This window comes from Rhizobium acidisoli, assembly GCF_002531755.2.
GTDB classification, from domain to species: Bacteria; Pseudomonadota; Alphaproteobacteria; order Rhizobiales; family Rhizobiaceae; genus Rhizobium; species Rhizobium acidisoli.
The window spans coordinates 240,077-259,362 of the sequence record NZ_CP035001.1 but is presented as its reverse complement, the minus strand read 5'-3'; the positions used below and the strand labels follow the sequence as shown (position 1 = coordinate 259,362).

At 62.1% G+C, this 19,286-nt stretch carries 19 protein-coding genes and 1 pseudogene; 11 read left to right on the top strand and 9 right to left on the bottom strand.

Annotated features, from left to right (window positions below; translation table 11 throughout):
* Positions 1–168: 168 nt before the first annotated feature.
* The 5 genes from arfA to CO657_RS30100 form a co-directional block, all read right to left on the bottom strand.
* Positions 169–1,677 (bottom strand): arabinosylfuranosidase ArfA, encoded by a 1,509-nt coding sequence (gene arfA / locus CO657_RS30120; RefSeq protein WP_003594486.1) that lies wholly within the window; start codon positions 1,675–1,677, stop codon positions 169–171.
* 211 nt (positions 1,678–1,888) lie between these two features.
* Positions 1,889–2,815, bottom strand: a complete 927-nt coding sequence (locus tag CO657_RS30115) for an ArsR/SmtB family transcription factor (protein ID WP_172643320.1) — start codon at positions 2,813–2,815, stop codon at positions 1,889–1,891.
* A gap of 104 nt (positions 2,816–2,919) precedes the next feature.
* Positions 2,920–3,342, bottom strand: coding sequence for a type II toxin-antitoxin system VapC family toxin (locus tag CO657_RS30110; RefSeq protein ID WP_003594489.1), 423 nt, complete (start codon positions 3,340–3,342; stop codon positions 2,920–2,922).
* Positions 3,339–3,587 carry a FitA-like ribbon-helix-helix domain-containing protein gene (locus tag CO657_RS30105; protein WP_054184710.1) on the bottom strand — a complete coding sequence of 83 codons (249 nt, stop codon included), beginning with the start codon at positions 3,585–3,587 and terminating at the stop codon, positions 3,339–3,341. Before CO657_RS30105 ends, CO657_RS30110 begins: the two co-directional genes overlap by 4 nt.
* 115 nt (positions 3,588–3,702) lie before the next feature.
* Entirely contained in the window at positions 3,703–4,992 is a 1,290-nt protein-coding gene (locus CO657_RS30100; RefSeq protein WP_054184711.1) for a cytochrome-c peroxidase, read from the bottom strand.
* A 196-nt stretch (positions 4,993–5,188) separates the two neighbouring features.
* On the opposite strand from CO657_RS30100, the gene CO657_RS30095 reads away from it, so the two are divergent.
* Positions 5,189–6,733 (top strand): acid phosphatase, encoded by a 1,545-nt coding sequence (locus tag CO657_RS30095; RefSeq protein WP_054184712.1) that lies wholly within the window; start codon positions 5,189–5,191, stop codon positions 6,731–6,733.
* A 55-nt stretch (positions 6,734–6,788) separates the two neighbouring features.
* Here the strand turns inward: CO657_RS30095 and CO657_RS30090 are convergent, their stop codons facing one another.
* Positions 6,789–7,547 carry an IclR family transcriptional regulator gene (locus tag CO657_RS30090; RefSeq protein ID WP_003594497.1) on the bottom strand — a complete coding sequence of 253 codons (759 nt, stop codon included), beginning with the start codon at positions 7,545–7,547 and terminating at the stop codon, positions 6,789–6,791.
* Between the two features lie 152 nt (positions 7,548–7,699).
* On the opposite strand from CO657_RS30090, the gene CO657_RS30085 reads away from it, so the two are divergent.
* The 9 genes from CO657_RS30085 (at position 7,700) to ligD (ending at position 17,358) form a co-directional block, all read left to right on the top strand.
* Positions 7,700–8,407 (top strand): 3-oxoacid CoA-transferase subunit A, encoded by a 708-nt coding sequence (locus tag CO657_RS30085; protein ID WP_054184713.1) that lies wholly within the window; start codon positions 7,700–7,702, stop codon positions 8,405–8,407.
* Positions 8,404–9,093, top strand: a complete 690-nt coding sequence (locus CO657_RS30080; RefSeq protein WP_003594501.1) for a CoA transferase subunit B — start codon at positions 8,404–8,406, stop codon at positions 9,091–9,093. The genes CO657_RS30085 and CO657_RS30080 overlap by 4 nt, the downstream gene beginning before the upstream one ends.
* A 9-nt stretch (positions 9,094–9,102) precedes the next feature.
* Positions 9,103–10,308, top strand: coding sequence for a 3-oxoadipyl-CoA thiolase (gene pcaF / locus CO657_RS30075; protein ID WP_003594503.1), 1,206 nt, complete (start codon positions 9,103–9,105; stop codon positions 10,306–10,308).
* A gap of 40 nt (positions 10,309–10,348) precedes the next feature.
* Positions 10,349–10,831: a GNAT family N-acetyltransferase gene (locus tag CO657_RS30070; RefSeq protein ID WP_003594505.1), complete on the top strand. Its 483-nt coding sequence runs from the start codon at positions 10,349–10,351 to the stop codon at positions 10,829–10,831.
* Positions 10,832–10,959: 128 nt separating this feature from the next.
* Entirely contained in the window at positions 10,960–12,174 is a 1,215-nt protein-coding gene (locus CO657_RS30065) for an MFS transporter (protein ID WP_003594507.1), read from the top strand.
* A 220-nt stretch (positions 12,175–12,394) separates the two neighbouring features.
* A complete protein-coding gene (locus CO657_RS30055) occupies positions 12,395–13,189 on the top strand; it encodes an SDR family NAD(P)-dependent oxidoreductase (RefSeq protein ID WP_003594508.1) in 795 nt (264 codons plus the stop codon).
* 102 nt (positions 13,190–13,291) lie between these two features.
* Entirely contained in the window at positions 13,292–15,448 is a 2,157-nt protein-coding gene (glgX, locus tag CO657_RS30050) for a glycogen debranching protein GlgX (protein ID WP_054184714.1), read from the top strand.
* A 15-nt stretch (positions 15,449–15,463) separates the two neighbouring features.
* Positions 15,464–16,468, top strand: coding sequence for a DNA topoisomerase IB (locus CO657_RS30045; protein WP_012555243.1), 1,005 nt, complete (start codon positions 15,464–15,466; stop codon positions 16,466–16,468).
* Entirely contained in the window at positions 16,465–17,358 is an 894-nt protein-coding gene (gene ligD, locus CO657_RS30040; protein ID WP_003594514.1) for a non-homologous end-joining DNA ligase, read from the top strand. Before CO657_RS30045 ends, ligD begins: the two co-directional genes overlap by 4 nt.
* Positions 17,359–17,370: 12 nt before the next feature.
* Here ligD and CO657_RS30035 read toward each other — a convergent pair whose 3' ends face one another.
* Genes CO657_RS30035 through CO657_RS30025 form a run of 3 tightly spaced genes read right to left on the bottom strand, consistent with a single transcriptional unit; the run spans position 17,371 to position 18,763 of the window.
* Positions 17,371–18,096, bottom strand: a complete 726-nt coding sequence (locus CO657_RS30035; RefSeq protein ID WP_054184715.1) for a glutathione S-transferase — start codon at positions 18,094–18,096, stop codon at positions 17,371–17,373.
* 6 nt (positions 18,097–18,102) lie between these two features.
* Positions 18,103–18,393, bottom strand: a complete 291-nt coding sequence (locus tag CO657_RS30030; RefSeq protein WP_003594518.1) for a DUF3175 domain-containing protein — start codon at positions 18,391–18,393, stop codon at positions 18,103–18,105.
* A 55-nt stretch (positions 18,394–18,448) separates the two neighbouring features.
* Positions 18,449–18,763: a hypothetical protein gene (locus CO657_RS30025; RefSeq protein WP_003594520.1), complete on the bottom strand. Its 315-nt coding sequence runs from the start codon at positions 18,761–18,763 to the stop codon at positions 18,449–18,451.
* Positions 18,764–18,890: 127 nt separating this feature from the next.
* On the opposite strand from CO657_RS30025, the pseudogene CO657_RS37665 reads away from it, so the two are divergent.
* Positions 18,891–19,257 (top strand): annotated as a pseudogene (locus CO657_RS37665) (hypothetical protein); the annotation flags it as partial.
* Positions 19,258–19,286 lie beyond the last annotated feature (29 nt).

Below are 19,286 nucleotides of genomic sequence, written 5' to 3'. Positions count from 1 at the left end.
ACGGCGGCCGCAAAGGCACGCATGGGAACGTCGCGGTTGTCGGTTTGCAGAGGCATCAGGACTTAAGGTCCAGACCGCCCCTAGCGAACCATCCCTCCGGCCGCCTGCCTCCTCGCAGTCGAACCGAACCTCTTCAGCCGGGCCAATGGCCTTACCCGGCGGCAGCTGTCACACCGACAGCCGAATGACGTTGTAGGACAGCGGCTTCAGCGCCGCCCGCAACCTGATGTCCTCGATCTTGGCGGTCTCGACATTGACCGGCGCGACCGTGTCTTGCCGCTGAGCCGTGTTGACGGCTTGGAGATCGCCATGGGTCATTTCCACCTGCTCGATCACCCGGGCGGATCCGAAGCCTTCCAGCCGCACATCGAGATCCAATGCGGTCTGCGGATGGCGGTTGACGGCAAAGAAGGTGAGGCTCCTGCCGTCTTCGGAATGGACTGCCGAGACATCGAGATAGGGGACGTCGTTCTCCTCGTCGCTGTCATAGGTCGGGCCATCGACGACCAGCTGCAGGGCTGCGCCGCGGCCATATCGGGATGCGTAATAGAAGGGGTAATAGATCGTCTGGCGCCAGGCAGCGCCGCCGTCGTCGGTCATGATCGGAGCGATGACGTTGACGAGCTGGGCGATGCAGGCGATGCGCACCCGGTCGGAGCGGCGGATGAAGGTGTTGAGGATGCCGCCGACCTGCAGCACGTCCTCGAAATTATAGACGTCTTCAAGCAGATGCGGCGCATCCGGCCACTCGTCGCGCGCCAGGATCTCCTTGTCCTGCTGGTTGGAATGATACCAAACGTTCCATTCGTCGAATGAAATGCCGATCGTCTTCTTCGAACGCTTCTTCGCCTTGATATAGTCGATCACGCCGCCGATCGTGGTGATGTAACGGTCGAGTTTCGTCGCCCGGGCGAGATAGTTGAGCGTGTTCTTCTCGCGGTTGGCGAAATACATATGCAGCGAGATATGGTCGGCGCTGTCATAGCACTGCTCGAGGACTTGAGCCTCCCAATCCGGGTAGGTCTTCATATCGGAATTGGAGGAGCCGCAGACCACCAGTTCCAGCGATTTGTCGAAGCCGCGCATGGCCTTGGCCGTTTCATCCGCCAGTCGGCCATATTCATAGGCCGACTTGTGGCCGACCTGCCAGGGGCCGTCCATCTCGTTGCCGAGGCACCACAATTTGACATCGTGCGGATTGGCCCAGCCGTGTTTGCGGCGCAGATCGGAATAATAAGTGCCGCCGGGATGGTTGCAATATTCGAGGAAATTGCGGGCGGCATCCAGGCCGCGCGAGCCGAGATTGACGGCGAGCATCGGCTTGGTATTGGCCTTCTTGCACCAGTCGACGAATTCGTTGACGCCGATCTGATTGGCTTCGCGGGTGCGCCATGCAAGATCGAGGCGAACCGGGCGCTCCGAACGCGGGCCGACGCCATCCTCCCAATTATAGGCCGAGACGAAATTGCCGCCGGGATAACGGCAGTAGGGCGTGTCGAGATCACGCACCAGATCGAGCACGTCACGGCGGAACCCGTCCTCGTCGGCTGTGGGATGTCCGGGCTCGTAAATGCCGCCGTAAATCGCTCTGCCGAGATGCTCGAGAAACGAGCTGTAGAGCCTGGCGTCAATGGTCGCGATGCGGAAATCGCGGTGGGCAACGACATTGGTCTTCAACGGATCCTCCCGTTTTATGTATCAGGAATTTTGTTTTCTTGCCTCCAACTTGATATCAGGAAAGTCGTTCTGTCAACCAACTTGCGGGTTTTATCATACTAATTTGAATTTCGAAAAATATCATGCAAACTCAAAATGTTAATGGAATTTCTATTTCGTAAAATTCGGAAAAATGCGTGCTTTTCAAATCAGCATTTCCGATATCGATCGATCACACATGCAGCCGCATGATGATGTCGCGCCCGTGATTTCCGAAGCCGCGGCCGAAAATATTGACGCCGCCGGTATGGCCGGCATTTTCGGCGATGCCGACGCGCAGCCGGATGGAGGAGTGCTGGCCAAGCGCCAGGTCCCCGAGCGTGACATTCGAGGCGGCGACACCGTCGATGAAGGTCCCGCGGGTCGAGATGCGCCAGGTCTTCATCATCCCATATTGCGAGCCTTCGAGCTTCCACCAGGCCGGTGTAAAGGCGCCGCGCTTATCGCCGTAATCGCCTGGAGACGTCCAGGTGCCGATCGCCATGCCGTTCACCCAGAGCGTAATGTCGGAGGGCCAGTCCGCATTGGTGCCGGGCACCTCAGACGACAGCTCCAGCGAAAATTCGATGGCGCGGATATCCTTGTTCAAGACCTTGGCATTGTTGGGGAATTTATACTCGACATAGCCCCGGCCGAACCAGACGAGCCCGGCCTGCATGCGCTGCGGATCAAGAAAATAGTCGGGCACATCGAGAGGGCCGATGACACTTTCGCTCGAGCAAAGACCGCACGGCGCATGTACATCGCAGCTGGTATAGAGCCCGACCGGCATCTCGACTTCGATGATATTGTTGGCACGTTGCGCGGCACTTTCCTCGAAGCTGATCAGGATTTCGCTATAGACCGCCGAGCAGATCTTCTGGTTGCCCTTGCGGGCCTTCGCCAGCCGGGATTCGACGAGCCCCGCCTCTTCCAAAATCTGGATGCCGGTGGCGACAGTCGATTGCGGCAGGGAAAGCGCTTGGGCAATATCATTGATATTCGTCGGCCCTTTGGCGCAGAGCAGTTTCAACATCTCGACCCGCGCCGGCGCCGAAAGCGCCCGTATCGCCGTATTATTCTCACCGGCGGCAATCGTCAAAAACGAACGTTCCATCATTCCCCCAAGAATTCCCGGAGAAATGATGTATATCGAGAATTGTGATACATCAAGTGGGGATTCCTGCGCCGAGGGTGATAATATGTGTGGTTGGGAGGCGCGTTTTAGCGGTTTTCCCACGGATTTATGATCTGTAAGCCCATTCCCTCGAAATCGGACACGTTGCGCGTTGCGAGCGAAGCGCCGCGCGAGATTGTGATGGCTGCGATCTGTGCATCGAACTGGCTGATCGGCCTGCCAGCCTTGCGGCGATCGGTGGCAATGATGGCGTAGACGTCTGCCGCGTCACGATCGAATGGCAGGACGCGGCCGCTCATATCCTCGTTGAATATTGGCAGGATTGCTGTTTCAAGATCACTCCGGCGCCGACCGTGAGGAAGGAGGCGCAAGCCATATAGAATTTCCGCTTCGGTAATCGCGGTCGTGAACACCGAAGATGCAGGTTGTACGCCCAGCCATTTGCTAACAGCCGCATTCGGTGCGCGTGTAAGCAGTTCCGAAATGACGTTGGTATCGAGAATGATCACGCGTCAAAGTCCGGCGCGTTCCGGATCGGCTGCCGGGGCGGAATTTCGAGCTCAACGCCCCCGACCGATTGCAAGCGGGCGCGGATAGTATCGGCGAGATTGCGCGCTGCTGGCTCCGTGGTCGCAAGTGCCGTACGCAGAATATCGCGTGCTTCATCTTCCATTGAACGGCCATGCGTCGCGGCGCGGACGCGCAGCCGCTGCTTCAATCCCTCATCGAGATTTCGGATCGTCATGCTGGCCATCATTGCCTCCATTCATCAATGACAGCATATAAATCATTGATTGCATGTTCTCAAGCAACGGTGACGAGATGTGTTTCCGTCCGTCAGACCCCAGCAAGGGCAGTTCGCCGGCCGGTCAATGCCCGCTGATTTTTGGCTGCAGGTCGGCATCGGTCAGCGTCCCCAGGAAGGCAACGATATCGTCGATTTCGGGGTCGGTGAGGGCCGGGGCGTCGCCTGGCTTCCGGCCGAAGGGCGGGTCCTGGTTGAGGTTGTCCCAATAGGCTTGCGGCAGGTCGTCGTATTTGTGGATCGTGCCGTCGGCTTTCTTGGGATACCAGCGGCCGAGATCGCTGTCGCGGGTCGCATAGAAGGAGACGACGTCGCGCAGCGTGTGGAAATAGCCATTGTGGAAGAAGCTCTTCTTCAGCGCGACATTGCGCAGCGTCGGCGTGCGGAACAGGCCGCAATATTCGCTGTATCCGGCAAGATCGGTCCGCTGCGGGCCGCAGAGGCCGAGATCGTGATAGTTCGGGTCGCTGTTGGCCGAGATCGCCATGTTGCGGGGGGCGGCGAGGCCGAGGAAGCCGAAATCGGAAAATTGCGGCGGCTCGCCGTCATTGGCGGGTTCGCTCAAGTGACAGCTCGAACAGTTGCCTTTTGCGGGATCCTCGAACAGCTGCCGGCCGTGCAATTCCTGGGCGCTCAGCGTCGCCTTGCCGGCGAGAAAGGCGTCGTAGCGGCTGGAATAGGGATAGAAGTCCGGGCCGCTCTGCTCGAAGGTGGCGAGCGCCTCGGTGGCGGCGTCGAATGTGTCCTGCGGATTGTCGAACACGCTCTCGCCGAAGGCCGCCTTGATGGCATCGGCATAGGGCGCCTTGCGCAGCTTGGCCGCGACCTCGGCCGCTTCCTTGTTGCCCATCTCGAAGGGTGAGAGCAGCGGGATCTTGGCCTGGTCTGCGCCGTGATCGACGCGGCCGTCCCAGGTCAGGCCGCCGGTCGGGCCGTTGTCGACGCTTTCGTCGCCCTCGTCCTCGGAATCGTAAAAATGTTCGGTGAAAGCAGGCACCGACTGCAGATAACGCAGCGTCGGAACGGTGCGCAGGCCCGGCTCGTTCATCTCCCTGCCGCCCATCTCGACCGGTTTGGCCGAGGCCGGGCCGAAGGCGTGAGCGGGATCATGGCAGGAAGCGCAGGCCTGCAGCCCCGAGGCCGATAGCGAAGGATCTGAGAATATCTTGCGGCCGAGCGCGGTGAGCGTTTCGGCCCGGGCAAAGGCTTCGGCGCGCGACATCGGTCCGGGATGCACACCGAGGACGGCTGCCGCGCTGCTTTGCCGCAGCGGCAGAATGGCCAGACAGAGGGCCGCGGCGCCCAGGCCGATCGCCAAACCGGGCCGCATAGGCCAAACCGTCTTTGTCGTCATGATAAGGATTCCAGTAGCTTAGATAGATTCTGATCATGATCGAACCTTGATGCACAGATTGATGACGGTGGTTGGGCTGCGGCGTCGCTGTAACGCTGGTGTCACAAAGCTGATAGGCGGCGGGACTAGCGTCAGTACGCCCCCGAGCGTTTCCCGCTCCCTCTAGCCAACGCCCCTAGCCATGAGGTCTCACCCCGTGAAAAGACTGAAACTTCTGAACGCCCTCTGTCTTGCCGGTTCGGCGATGATGCCGCTCGCCATGGTGACGGCAGCCCATGCCGCACCGGCCGGTTACGACAAGATCGACAATATTGTCGTCATCTATGCCGAAGACCGCAGCTTCGATAATCTCTACGGCAGCTTTCCCGGCGCCAACGGCCTTTCCAATGTCGGCGCCGATCAGGCGCGCCAGCTCGACCGCGACGGCCAACCGCTTTTCGAACTGCCGCCGGCCTGGGGCGGGTTGACCGCCAAGGGCGTGACGCCCGCGATCACCGAAGCGCAGTCGGCCCATCTCGCCAATGCCAGCTTCGCGATCGACGATCCGAAGGGTTTTGCCCAGGCGCCGTCGGTCATCACCCGCGATCTCTGGCACCGCTTCTATCAGGAGCAGATGCAGATCGACGGCGGCAAGAACGACAAGTTCGTCGCCTGGGCCGATTCCGGCAGCCTGGTCATGGGCCATTATGACGGCTCCATCCTGCCGATGTGGCAGGTGGCGCAGAAATACGTCATTGCCGACAATTTCTTCCAGGGCGCCTTCGGCGGTTCGTTCCTCAATCACTTCGCGCTGGTCTGCGCCTGCGCACCCTATTATCCGGATGCCGACAAGAGCCCGGCCAAGCCTGTGATCGCCAAGGTCGGTGCCGACGGCACGTCCTTGACCGTGGCCGAAAACGCCCCGAAATCGGCGCTGGAAGGCGCCCCGAAATTCGTCTCCGATGGCACGCTGACCCCCGACTTCTACGCCGTCAACACCATGCAGCCGCCCTATCAGCCGAGCGCCAACCCGCCGGCCAAGGATGGGGATCCTGCTTTGGCCGACCCCGCGGCCGCCACGACGCTGCCGCCGCAGCATGCGATCACTATCGGCGACCTCCTGTCGGTGAAGGGCGTCAGCTGGGCCTGGTATGGCGGCGCCTGGCAGGCAGCCCTCGACGGCAAGAACGCCACGCCGGTGCCGAACTTCCAGTTCCACCATCAGCCCTTCAACTATTTCGCCAATTTCGCGCCCGGCACACCGGCGCGCGCCGAGCACTTGAAGGACGGCGGCCTTGCGGGCGAAGCCTTCCTTGGGGATATCGACGCGGGCAAGCTGCCGGCCGTTTCCTTCTACAAGCCGCAGGGCAACCTCAACGAACATGGCGGTTATGCCGATGTTTCGAGCGGCGACCAGCATCTTGCCGATATCGTCTCCCATCTCGAGAAGAGCCCGCAATGGGGCCATATGCTCGTCATCGTCACCTATGACGAAAACGGCGGCTTCTGGGATCACGTCGCGCCGCCGAAGGCCGACCGCTGGGGGCCGGGCAACCGCATTCCGGCCTTCATCATCTCGCCCTTCGCCAAGGACGGCACCGTCGACCACACTCAGTACGACACGACGTCGATCATCCGCTTCATCACCGCGCGTTACGATCTGCCGGTGCTGCCGGGAATCGTCGCCCGTGACAAGGCGCTTGGTGATAACGGCCAGCCGCCGATGGGTGACCTCACAGCCGCGCTCGACCTGACGCATTGACAATTGCGGGCGGCCCCGGCGCCGACCGGGGCCGCCCCTTTTTCCCTGCTTGCCGTCACCGGCGCAGCAGCGGCCGCAATGCGGCCTGGGTTTCCTTCAGCAATGGCAGATAACGCTCCTTCATCTCCGCAGCCGGGACGAGGGCGGCCGGCGCGCCGATATTGATCGCCGCAACCGTTTCGCCGCGGTCGTTTTCGACGGGCACGGCAATCGAGCAGAGGCCAATCTCCAGCTCCTGGTCGATGATCGCATAACCCTCGGCGCGCACACGGCGGAATTCGGCGATGAGATCTTTAGGGTCGGTTCGGGTCTTCGGCGTATTTTGTCTTAGCTCGCTGCGGGCAAGGATGGCCCGCGCCTCGTTTTCAGTGAGGGCTGCGAGCAGCACGCGGCCCATCGAGGCGCAATAGGCGGGCAGGCGGCTGCCGGGGGTGAGATTGATCGACATGACGCGGCGCTGCGAGGCGCGGGCGATATAGACGATTTCGGTGCCGTCGAGCACCGAGGCCGAGGCGCTCTGGCCGGCTCGTTCAGAGAGATGATCGAGATGCGGCTGCAACAGCGCCGGCAGCGGCGTCGCCGCGAGATAGGCATGGCCAAGCCGCAGGATCTTCGGCGTCAGGGTGAAGAACTTGCCGTCATAATCGGCATAGCCGAGTTCGGCCAGCGTCAGCAGCGAACGGCGCACGGTGGCGCGGTCGAGCTCCGTCAGCTTCGAGGCCTCGGCGATCGACAGTCGCTGCCGCGTCTCGCCAAAGGCTTCGATGACTTTCAGGCCGCGGGCAAAGCCGCTGACGAAATCCGTTTCGCGCATGGTCGGTTCTCCAATCGATTCATCGAATTTGTGCGATATATGAACAAAAGTCAAATAACGCACAAATCTCTTGCGGCGGGTCCCCTCCCGCCTTATGCCTGACCCTGGAGGACGGGAGGACCAGTTCTCGATCTCGCCAAGGAGAAATCTGCATGGACAAGACAATCGGGAGCACGTCGGAGGCCGTCTCCGAGATCGGCGACGGCGCTACCGTCATGATCGGTGGTTTCGGCGGCTCGGGTGCGCCGATCGAGCTCATTCATGCCTTAATCGACAGGGGGCCGAAGAACCTCACCGTGATCAACAACAATGCCGGCAATGGGCGCATCGGCATTGCAGCGATGATCGATGCCGGCATGGTCAGAAAGATGATCTGCTCGTTCCCGCGCTCGTCGGATCCGCGCGCCTTCACGGACAAATATCTGGCGGGCGAAATCGAGCTCGAACTGGTGCCGCAGGGAACGCTGGCCGAGCGCATCCGCGCCGGCGGGGCCGGCATTCCGGCTTTCTACACGCCGACGGCCTACGGCACGGAACTCGCTGACGGCAAGGTCATCGCCGAATTCGACGGCCGCCATTATGTGCAGGAACGTTGGCTGAAAGCCGATTTCGCCATTGTCAAAGCCGAGATCGGCGATATCAATGGCAACCTCACCTACAACAAGGCCGGCCGCAACTTCAATCCGCTGATGTGCATGGCGGCGGCCAAGACGATCGCCCAGGTTTCATCCATCGTGCCGGCCGGCGGCATCGATCCCGAGCATGTGGTGACACCCGGCATTTTCGTCGACCGTGTCGTCGCCGTTCCCCGTCCGCAGCAGGAAGAAGAGCTCATTCGAGCCGGAGTGGCCTACGTATGACCGTCGATATCAGAGAAGACATCAAGCTCTCCAATGCGCAGATCGCCTGGCGCGCCGCGCAGGATATTGCCGACGGCGCCTATGTGAACCTCGGCATTGGCTTTCCCGAAATGGTCGCCCGCTATCAGCCGCCCGGCCGCGAAGCGATCTTCCACACCGAGAACGGCATCCTGAATTTCGGCGAGCCGCCGGCCGAAGGCGAAGAGGACTGGGATCTGATCAATGCCGGCAAGAAGGCGGTGACGCTGAAGCCGGGCGCAGCCTTCTTCCACCATGCCGACAGCTTCGCCATGGTGCGCGGCGGCCATCTCGACGTCGCGATCCTCGGCGCCTATCAGGTCGCGCAGAGCGGCGATCTCGCCAACTGGCGCGTCGGCAGCAAAGGTGTGCCGGCCGTCGGCGGCGCCATGGATCTGGTGCACGGCGCCAAGCAGGTCTGCGTCATCACCGAGCACGTCACCAAGACCGGCGAGCCGAAGCTGGTGGAGAAATGCACCTTCCCGCTAACTGGTGTGGCCTGCATCACCCGCGTCTATACCAGCCATGCCGTCATCGACATCGTCGACGGGCGCTTCGTCCTGCGGGAGAAGCTGGCCGCGATGTCGCAGGAGGAATTGCAGGCGATGACCGGCGCGGCCCTCCATGTCGATGGGCCGGTTGCCGACCTCGTCGTTCCGAAACTCTGAGGAAAAGCCATGACCGAAGCCTTTATCTGCGACTATATCAGGACGCCGATCGGCCGCTTCGCCGGCGCGCTCTCCCAGGTGCGCGCCGACGATCTCGGCGCCATTCCGCTGAAGGCGCTGATGCAGCGCAACGGCGGCGTCGATTTGGACGCCGTCGACGACGTGATCTTCGGCTGCGCCAACCAGGCAGGCGAGGACAACCGCAATGTCGCGCGCATGTCGGCACTGCTCGCCGGGCTGCCGATTGCCGTTCCGGGCACGACGATCAACCGGCTCTGCGGTTCCGGCATGGATGCGGTGATCACGGCGGCGCGCGCCATCCGCGCCGGCGAGGCCGAGCTGATGATCGCAGGCGGTGTGGAAAGCATGTCGCGCGCGCCCTTCGTCATGCCGAAGGCCGAGACGGCCTTTTCGCGGGCGGCCGAAATCCACGACACGACAATCGGCTGGCGCTTCGTCAACCCGCTGATGAAGAAGCAATACGGCGTCGATTCCATGCCGGAGACCGGCGAGAACGTCGCCGAGGATTATAAAGTCAGCCGCGAGGACCAGGATGCCTTTGCGGTGCGCAGCCAGGCGAAGGCCGCCGCCGCCCAGGCGAGCGGACGCCTGGCGAAGGAGATCGTCGCCGTCACCATCCCGCAGCGCAAGGGCGATCCCGTCATCGTCGACAAGGACGAGCATCCGCGCGCGACGACGATCGAGACGCTGGCGAAACTCGCCACACCTTTCAAGAAGGAGGGCGGCACGGTGACCGCAGGCAATGCCTCCGGCGTCAATGACGGCGCGGCGGCGCTGATCGTCGCTTCGGAAGCGGCGGCGCGAAAATATGGCCTGACGCCGATCGCCCGCATCCTCGGCGGCGCGGCGGCTGCCGTTCCGCCGCGGGTGATGGGCGTCGGCCCGATCCCGGCCTCGCGCAAGCTGATGGCCCGGCTCGGCATGAGCCAGGAACAGTTCGACGTCATCGAACTCAACGAGGCCTTTGCCAGCCAGGGGCTGGCGGTGCTGCGGGCGCTCGGCATTGCCGATGACGACCAGCGGGTGAACCGCAACGGTGGCGCGATCGCGCTCGGCCATCCGCTTGGTATGTCGGGCGCCCGCATCACCGGCACGGCAGCGCTGGAGCTTCTGGAGACCGGCGGAAAATATTCGCTGTCGACCATGTGTATCGGTGTCGGCCAAGGCATTGCGATCGCGCTCGAAAGGGTTTGAGAACGTTGCGCCCGATGCCCGGCTTCTGTAGAAATCGGGCATGCTGATCCGACCCGCAGAAAACGACGATCGAGATGCCATCTGGAGGATCATCGGCCCGACGGTCCGCGCCGGTGAGACCTATGCGCTCGATCGCGATCTCCCTGAAGCCGATGCGCTCGCCTATTGGATGGGGAAGGACCGCGAGACCTTCGTCGCCGAAGAGGATGGCGTCATCCTCGGCACCTATTACATCAAGGCCAATCAGGCCGGCGGCGGCCGCCATGTCTGCAATTGCGGCTACATGACCGATCCCGCTGCGGCCGGCCGCGGCGTTGCCCGCCGCATGCATGACCATTCCCTGCAGCACGCCCGCGCCCGCGGCTTTCGCGCCATGCAGTTCAATTTCGTCGTCAGCAGCAACCGCCGCGCCGTTGAGCTCTGGCAATCCCTCGGCTTCGAAATCGTCGGCCGCCTTCCCGGCGTTTTCCTTCATCCGAGTGAGGGTTATGTCGACGCATTAGTGATGTTTCGTACCCTATAGGACTGCACGGGAAAAAAGATGTGAGCGCGCTGTCGAAATCCCAGCAGTCCGAACGTCTTTAGATTGCGAGGAGCGCGGCGGAGGAGCTGTGCGGCGCAATCACTCTGTCGGCATGGAGGTTTGAAGCCATGGGTGTTTCCTATCGTTGGGTCATCGTCGCCGTCGGCGCGTTGATGTCGTGCGTAGCCATCGGCGCGATGTTCTCGCTGGCGATTTTCCAGGAACCGATCGCGACTGCCACCGGCTGGTCGCATGTCGGTATCGCCAGTGCGATGACGCTGAATTTCATCGTCATGGGCTTTGGTGGCTTCCTCTGGGGGGCGGCAAGCGACCGCTTCGGCCCGCGCATCGTCGTGATGATCGGCTCAGTGCTGCTCGGCCTGGCGCTGGTTCTGGCGAGCCGGGCCGAAACGCTGCTGCAGTTCCAGCTGACTTACGGCATCCTCGTTGGCCTCGCCGCCAGCGCCTTCTTCGCGCCGATGATCGCAGCGACGACCGCCTGGTTCGACGAAAACCGCGGCCTTGCCGTGTCGCTCGTCTCCGCCGGCATGGGGGTTGCGCCGATGACGATCTCGCCTTTCGCGCGCTGGCTGATCTCTGCCTATGAATGGCGCCCCGCCATGCTGATCATCGGCATTGCAACCTGGGTGCTGCTCGTGCCGGTGGCCCTCTTGGTTCGGCGCCCGCCGGCCGAAACCGTCGATGCCGGCACCGAGTTTGCCGCGGCGGGCGCCCGGCCACAGCTGTCGAAAGTCCTCCGGTCGCCGCAGTTCATCGTGCTCGGCCTGACCTTCTTTGCCTGCTGCGCGGCCCATTCCGGCCCGATCTTCCACATGGTCAACTATGCGACGATCTGCGGCGTCGCCCCGATGGCGGCTGTCAGCATCTACAGCGTCGAAGGCTTGGCGGGCCTCGGTGGCCGGCTGCTCTATGGCACCCTTGCTGACCGGATAGGGGTGAAGCCGGTGCTGGTCGCTGGCCTGCTGGTGCAGGCGGGCGCACTTGCCACCTATCTCCTCGTCAGCGAACTGACCCAATTCTATGCGCTCGCCATCGTCTTCGGCAGCGCTTATGGCGGCGTGATGCCGCTTTATGCGGTGCTGGCGCGGGAGTATTTCGGCCAGCGCATCATCGGCACCGTCCTGGGCGCGGCGACGATGCTCTCCAGCCTCGGCATGGCCTTCGGCCCTCTTATCGGCGGTTGGATCTTCGACACCTTCGCCAATTATTCCTGGCTGTTCATCGGCTCGGCGATGGTTGGCCTCGGGGCTGCGGCGATCGCGCTAGCATTCCCACCACTCGCGCGCCAGAAGCCGCAGCCGGCCTTGGGGACGTCTTCGTAACGAGATGGAAATTGGTGAGATCCGCCACGCGGCCGTTTACCCCTCCTAATCCCTGCCCAAACGGGAGAGGGTTTGGGAAGGGTCTTGGGTCGGTCCCATACAATCCCCACAGTGGAAATCTCCCGCTTTCGTGCATTGCCCTTCGCCGATTTCGGCTGATAGACTTCCCCAATCTGTTTCATCACCTATGTCATTGGTTTTTCGGGAGACTGTCTTAGCCATGGTAGAACTTGCCCAATCGCTCGCATCGATCAAACTGCCGGACCTCGCCGGCAAGGCCGTGCTGATCACCGGCGCCTCCACAGGCATCGGGGCGGCGCTTGCCCGCGCTTTTGCGGCGCAGGGCGCCAAGGTCGGCGTGCACTACAATGCCAGCCGCGAGCCGGCGGAGGCGCTTGCCGAAGAGATCAGGGCTGCCGGCGGCACCGTGCATCTGATCCAGGGTGATGTATCCAGGGAAGGCGAGACCGAGCGTGTCGTCGAAGAGACGGCGAAGACCTTCGGCCATCTCGACGGGCTCATCAACAATGCCGGCGGCATGCTGGGGCGCAAGCCGACCTCGGAATATACCGACGCGCATTATGCCGCGGTCATGGATCTCAACGCCCGCTCAGTGCTGGCGGCAACGCGTGCGGCCCATCCCTGGCTGAAGAAGCAGGGCGGCTTCATCATCAACACCACCTCGATTGCCGCCCGCAACGGCGGCGGCAATGGGGCAATCCTTTATGCGGCATCGAAGGGCTTCGTCTCGACGATCACCCGCGGCCATGCCAAGGAATTCGTCGCCGACAGGATTCGGGTCAACGCGGTGGCGCCTGGTGTCATCGCCACGCCCTTCCACGAGCGTTATACCAATGACGAGCAGATGGAGCTGCAGCGCAAATCGATCCCGATGGGTTTCGTCGGCACATCGGAAGATTGCGTCGGCGCCTATCTCTTCCTCGCCTCGCCGACGCTGTCCGGCTACATCACCGGCCAGATCATCGAGGTCAATGGCGGCCAGCTGATGCCGTAGGACCTTCCTCCGGCGCACAGCATCTGCCCTTTTCCCTTGGACGAGGGAACTTTCGAACTACCGTAACGTTTCCCGCTTGGTCTTTTCATTGAGCGGGGCATCATGAGCTTTTCATTTTCGGAACTCGACTTCCTGAAGCCGGAACTCGGCGCGGAGTATACGGGTTCCGGCACTCACTTCGCCATCTTCTCGGCGCATGCCGAACAGATAGAGCTCTGCCTCTTTTCACCCGACGGAAAAAACGAGATCGCGCGGATGCCGCTGCCGAAACGCGAGGGCGACATCTGGTCGGGCTATATCGCCGGTGTCGGGCCGGGCACCGTTTATGGCTATCGCGCCCATGGTCCTTACGACCCGGGCGCCGGCCACCGTTTCAATCCGAACAAGCTTCTGCTCGACCCCTATGCCAAACAGGTGACGGGCGACCTGAAATGGGACGACGCCCTGTTCGGTTATCAGATCGGCGAAGACGACCTTTCCTTCGACGAGCGCGACAGCGCGCCCTTCATGGTCAAGGGCGTGGTGCAGGATCCGGATTTCGACTGGGCGGGTGAAGAGGCGATCCGCCGTCCCTGGCCCGACACCATCATCTACGAAGCGCATGTGCGCGGCCTGACGATGACCCATCCGAAAGTGCCCGACCGGCTGCGCGGCACCTTTCTCGGCATGTGCAGCGATCCGATCATCGATCATCTCGTCAAGCTCGGCATCTCGGCGATCGAGCTTTTGCCGATCCAGTATTTCCTCGACGATCGATATCTCCTGGAACAGAACCTCAGCAATTATTGGGGCTACCAGACGCTCGGCTTCTTCGCGCCGCAATCGCGCTACATGTCCGGCGACAAGATCACCGAGATCAAGACCATGGTGCGGAAGTTCCATGCCGCCGGCATCGAGGTGATCATGGATGTGGTCTACAACCACACCGCCGAGGGCAGCGAGAAAGGGCCGACGCTGTCTTTCCGCGGCCTAGACAATGCCAGCTATTACATCCTCTCCCCCGACGATCCCCGCCACACCTTCGATACGACGGGCACCGGCAATACGCTGAATGTCGCCCATCCGATGGTGATGCGGATGGTGCTCGACAGCCTGCGCTACTGGGTCGGAGTCATGCATATCGATGGCTTCCGCTTCGATCTCGCCAGCACGCTCGGGAGGCAGGATCTGGAGTTCGACCGCCAGGGCGGCTTCTTCGGCGCCATCCGGCAGGATCCGATCCTCTCCGGCGTCAAGCTGATCGCCGAACCCTGGGATATCGGCGAGGGCGGTTATCAGGTCGGCGGTTTCCCGCATCCCTTCCGTGAGTGGAACGACAAGTTCCGCGACGACGTGCGCCGTTTCTGGAAGGGCGATGGCGGCATGGTGTCGGAGGTGGCGGCCCGCGTCACCGGCTCGGCGCCGCAGTTCAACCATTCGGACCGAGGTGCTACCTCCTCGGTCAACCTTCTGTCCGCCCATGACGGTTTCACCCTGATGGATACGGTCTCCTTCGACGGCAAGCACAATGAGGCGAACGGCGAGGGCAACCGCGACGGCCATTCGGACAATCATTCCGACAATATGGGCGCCGAGGGCGCGACCGATGATGCCGACATCAACACAGCGCGGGCACGGCGCCGGCGCAACATGATCGCGACCCTGATGCTCTCCCAGGGCGTGCCGATGATCCTGGCCGGCGACGAACTCGGCAACAGCCAGGGCGGCAACAACAACGCCTATTGCCAGGACAATGAAATTGGCTGGACCGGCTGGGACGGGCTCGACGATCCCTTCCTCGATTTCTGCCGCCAGGCCGTCGCCTTCCGAAAGGCGCATCCGGTGCTGCGCCAGGAAAGGTTCCTGACCGGGGAGGTGAGCGAGGATGGCCGCATCGAGATCGCCTGGTACAAGCCGGACGGCAGCTTCATGGACGACGGCGCCTGGAACGACGATGGATTGCAGGTGCTCGGCGTCTATCTCTCGAGGAGCGTGCATGCGCCCGATACCGAGACGATGGACGACCTTTTCCTCGTTTTCAACGCCGGCGGCGACTGTCAGATCCACCTGCCCGAGGTGAACGGACTGCAGCATTGGTCTCGGATTCTCGACACCGGGGCGGAGACCGATGCCTTTGCGGTGCATGAGCAGGACAATCCGGTTATCGTCTATGCCCAAAGCGTCGCAGTCTTTGCGCCGACAGGCCAGACCCAGCCGCCGGAGGGGGCGACCAAGGCCCAGCGCCGCCGCTGGTTCCAGTTCGGGCGCAGGAGCAAGTAGCGGGTCGCAGAAAAGATGAATGCCGAAGCCATCACCGAACTTGGTCTCGTCTATGTCAGCGACGCCGAACCAGGCATCCGCAGGCGAAGGAAGGGCAAGGGCTTCAGCTATGTCATGCCCGACGGCACGACGCTTGCCGATGAATTGCAGCGGGCGCGCATCGGCGCGCTTGGCCTGCCGCCGGCCTATGAGAATGTCTGGATCTGCCTCTATGACAACGGCCATCTGCAGGCGACCGGCATCGATGCCCGCGGGCGCAAGCAATACCGCTATCACAAGGACTGGCAATCCTTCCGAAGTGCGGGAAAATTTCACCAGCTGATCGAATTCGGCCGGGCGTTGCCGAAGATACGGCGCACCGTGCTGCGCCACCTCGACACCGGCACGGAGGATATCGACGGCGTGCTTGCGGCGCTGACCACGCTGCTCGACGAGGCGCATTTGCGCGTCGGCAACCAGGCCTATGTCCGGGAGAACGGCACCTATGGCGCAACGACGCTGCTGAAGCGCCATCTGAAGATTGTCGATGGGCAGATCGAGCTGAAATTCCGCGCCAAGGGCGGCAAGCGCGTCCAGCGCAGTCTCAAGCATCCACGGCTGCAGAAAATTCTGGAGGAGATCGCCGACCTGCCCGGCCGCCAGCTGTTCGTCTGGAAGGATGAAAGCGGAGCGCTGAAGCCGATCGATTCCGGCCGGTTGAACGCCTATCTGGCCGAGATATCGGGCATTCCCATTTCGGCGAAGACCTTCCGCACCTGGGCCGGCTCGCTCGCCGCCTTCGGCGCGGCGCGCGAGACGATTGTCGGCGGCGGCCGGCCGACGGTGAAGCAGATGTCGGAGGCGGCTGCCGAGGCTCTGCACAACACACCGGCGATCTCGCGCTCGAGCTATATCCATCCCGCAATCATTGCGCTTGCCGGCAACGATCATCCGCTGATCGAGAGCGCCGAACCACTGCGGGGCTTGCGGGCCGAGGAAAACAGGCTACTTGATTTCCTCACACGCGAGACCGAGGAATGAGCCCCCAAAATCCACCGCCAAGTCATCCACCCGCATCGGACGTCGTGCTGACCCATCCCGACCGGCTCTACTGGCCGGACGAGGGCGTGACGAAGCAGGCGCTCGCGGATTATTATGCCGCGGTCTGGCCGTTCATGGCGCCTTATCTCGTCAACCGGCCCTTGGCGCTGCTGCGTTTGCCTGATGGAATAAAAGGTCACCAGCGATTTTTCCAGAAACACGCCTGGAAGGGCATGAACCCCCATATCGAAGAGATCGCCGATCCGCAGGATATCGACGGCGAAAAGCTGCTTCGAATTGCTGATTTCAACGGTCTCACGGCGCTGGTGCAGTCGGCGGCGCTCGAAATTCATCCCTGGGGCACGACGACCGAGAATTGGGAAAGACCGGATATGATCACCATGGACCTCGATCCCGGCGAGGACGTGGCCTGGAGTGCGGTGATTTCAGCGGCGCTCGACGTCAACGCGCGGCTCAAAGCCCGCGGCCTTGCCGCTTTCGTCAAGACCTCGGGCGGCAAGGGACTGCATGTGGTGGCGCCGCTTGCGCCGAAGGCCGGCTGGGCCGAGGTAAAGGATTTTGCCCATTCTCTTGCGGAGAGCATGTCGGCCGACGAGCCGGAGAAATATCTCTCAACCGCGACGAAAGCGAAACGCGGTGGACACATCTACATCGATTATCTCCGCAACGGCCGCGGCAGCACGGCGGTCGCCGCCTATTCGACGCGGGCACGACCCGGCGCTCCGGTTTCGATGCCGCTCGATTGGTCTGAATTGGAAGAGGTCAGCGGCCCGGCCGCTTTCACCCTCGCCAATGTGCCGCAGCGAGTGGAAACCCGTCCGAGCGACCCGTGGGGTGATTTTTTCGATGCGGCCGTGCCGCTGGAATGAATAGCCCTCAGCTCATCCCACGCTGTCGAGTTCGGGATAATGCCGGAAAATCCCGTCCTCGTTGAAGGCGAGGCGGCGAGGGGAGGCGAGATAGCGGGCAATGTTTGGGCGCTTCGTCACCCGATCATGGAGCGCGAGCAGGGCGGGATGTTCCGCATTGCGCTTCGCCATGGCTTTCGGAAAGGCGTAGGTTAGGCCCTCGATCACCTGGAAGAGCGACAGGTCGACATAGGTGAGCGCATTTCCCACAATGTGGTCGGGACCCCCAGGGTTCTGCCGCAGTACACGCTCGAAATAATCGAGGAATTTCGGAATGCGATCGCGGATGAAGGCGGCGGAGCGCGCTTTCGCCTCCGGCTTCTGGTCCTCGTAATAAAGCGATGTGTCGATCGGGTGATGCGTATCATGCACTTCGGCGACGAAATCGGTGACGGTCAGCTGCAGGCCGTTGGCGACATGGCGAAGGCCTTCATCTTCAGGCGCAAGGCCGAGCTTCGGGCCGAGATAGAACAGGATGTTGGCAACATGCGGGATAATGAGGTCGCCGTCCTTCAGGAAGGGCGGGGCGAAAGGAATATACGGTTCGCTGTCGCTCTTCATCAGGGCGAACATGGCATCCGTACCGCGACCGGGCTCACGGGTGACGTCGACATAATCGGCGCCCGCCTCCTCAAGCGCCAACCGCACGAATTCGCCGCGGCCTTGAAGACCGTCCCAATAATAAAGCTCGTAGGCCATGGCTGATCATCCCTTCGGCTGACGACCGAAGTCTTTTCGCAATTCGACCTTGGCCTTTTCAAGGGTGCCTCGCCGTTTTTTCGTAAGCTGGTCGCCGGCGCGGTTGATGTAGAAGGTCAACATCGACATGGCGGCGCGGAACGGGCCCGACTTGCGGCGATGGCTCTCCTCGGCCGAGTGCTTGACCGCGCGGGCGATCTTTTTCGGATCGTCCGATTTGAACACGCCTTCCTTCAGGTCCATCGCGTCGCTGTGTTCGGTAACATTCTGCGACCATTTTTTCTTCGATTTGGCCATCTCTGAAAATCCTTTGCCGATGCGGCCGAAGGCAGATCGCCGCCGTCGCATATTCTTAGTGGTGGCTGTGGTGCTCATGGCGCTTGCGCGTCGCCGCCGCCTTCTTCGCCGAAGCGGAGCGTTCCTCCTTCGATCGTGCGGCGGATGCAGCGCCGCCGGCGCGCCCGCCCTTTTCGGAGGATTCATGGGTATCCTTCTTTCCGCGACCGGAACCGGATTTGTTGCCGCCGCCGCTTTCCTTGTTGACCGTCGCCCAGGCACGCCGTTCGGCCTCCTTTTCGGAGACGCCGCGATCCTCGTAGCCCTCCTCGATGTGCTCGGCCTTGCGCTTCTGCTTGTCGGTATAGTCGGATTTGTCACCTCTTGGCATTGTCGCCTCCTCTGGTGTGCAAAGGGGGCAAACTGGTGTTGCGACCGAAAGTTCCGGCCTTGTGATCACTGATCCGGATTTCAGAACAAAAGCCGCCTTCGCTCGGTTTTCGAGGAGACAGCCTTGCATGAGCCACTACTTGAGGGAGCCGAACGCATGGAAAACCACATCGTCCAGGATCGACGTCAATGGCCAACTGTCCCCCGTCCTATACGGTGACTCAGGCAAGGGAGGGCCCGTTCCTACGAGGTCGACATCCGCCTCATGGCGCCGCGCGACTGGCTGCTGCAAAGGGGGGTCGAGCGCGATGCCGTGCTGGTCAGCCAGAGCGGCGCGCGCATTCCCGTCTCTCACGATGGTTGGCACCATCATGATGGTGCTAACCATCTCGTCGAGGGCCGCCTGGATCCCGCCGCTCGATCTCGGTCGAACTGACGGCGCGTGACGACAGCTGCACGAGCGAGGTGGATCTGATGCGCAAATACCCGAATTGGACAGCGCCGGTATTGGATGAGGTTCAGCG

Coding starts and splice junctions, on each gene's coding strand:
- CO657_RS30115 (WP_172643320.1), bottom strand. CDS start 2,815: ATGATGGAACGTTCGTTTTTGACGATTGCCGCCGGTGAGAATAATACG.
- CO657_RS30105 (WP_054184710.1), bottom strand. CDS start 3,587: ATGGCCAGCATGACGATCCGAAATCTCGATGAGGGATTGAAGCAGCGG.
- CO657_RS30100 (WP_054184711.1), bottom strand. CDS start 4,992: ATGACGACAAAGACGGTTTGGCCTATGCGGCCCGGTTTGGCGATCGGC.
- CO657_RS30090 (WP_003594497.1), bottom strand. CDS start 7,547: ATGCGCGAAACGGATTTCGTCAGCGGCTTTGCCCGCGGCCTGAAAGTC.
- CO657_RS30085 (WP_054184713.1), top strand. CDS start 7,700: ATGGACAAGACAATCGGGAGCACGTCGGAGGCCGTCTCCGAGATCGGC.
- CO657_RS30080 (WP_003594501.1), top strand. CDS start 8,404: ATGACCGTCGATATCAGAGAAGACATCAAGCTCTCCAATGCGCAGATC.
- pcaF (WP_003594503.1), top strand. CDS start 9,103: ATGACCGAAGCCTTTATCTGCGACTATATCAGGACGCCGATCGGCCGC.
- CO657_RS30070 (WP_003594505.1), top strand. CDS start 10,349: ATGCTGATCCGACCCGCAGAAAACGACGATCGAGATGCCATCTGGAGG.
- CO657_RS30065 (WP_003594507.1), top strand. CDS start 10,960: ATGGGTGTTTCCTATCGTTGGGTCATCGTCGCCGTCGGCGCGTTGATG.
- CO657_RS30055 (WP_003594508.1), top strand. CDS start 12,395: ATGGTAGAACTTGCCCAATCGCTCGCATCGATCAAACTGCCGGACCTC.
- glgX (WP_054184714.1), top strand. CDS start 13,292: ATGAGCTTTTCATTTTCGGAACTCGACTTCCTGAAGCCGGAACTCGGC.
- CO657_RS30045 (WP_012555243.1), top strand. CDS start 15,464: ATGAATGCCGAAGCCATCACCGAACTTGGTCTCGTCTATGTCAGCGAC.
- ligD (WP_003594514.1), top strand. CDS start 16,465: ATGAGCCCCCAAAATCCACCGCCAAGTCATCCACCCGCATCGGACGTC.
- CO657_RS30035 (WP_054184715.1), bottom strand. CDS start 18,096: ATGGCCTACGAGCTTTATTATTGGGACGGTCTTCAAGGCCGCGGCGAA.
- CO657_RS30030 (WP_003594518.1), bottom strand. CDS start 18,393: ATGGCCAAATCGAAGAAAAAATGGTCGCAGAATGTTACCGAACACAGC.
- CO657_RS30025 (WP_003594520.1), bottom strand. CDS start 18,763: ATGCCAAGAGGTGACAAATCCGACTATACCGACAAGCAGAAGCGCAAG.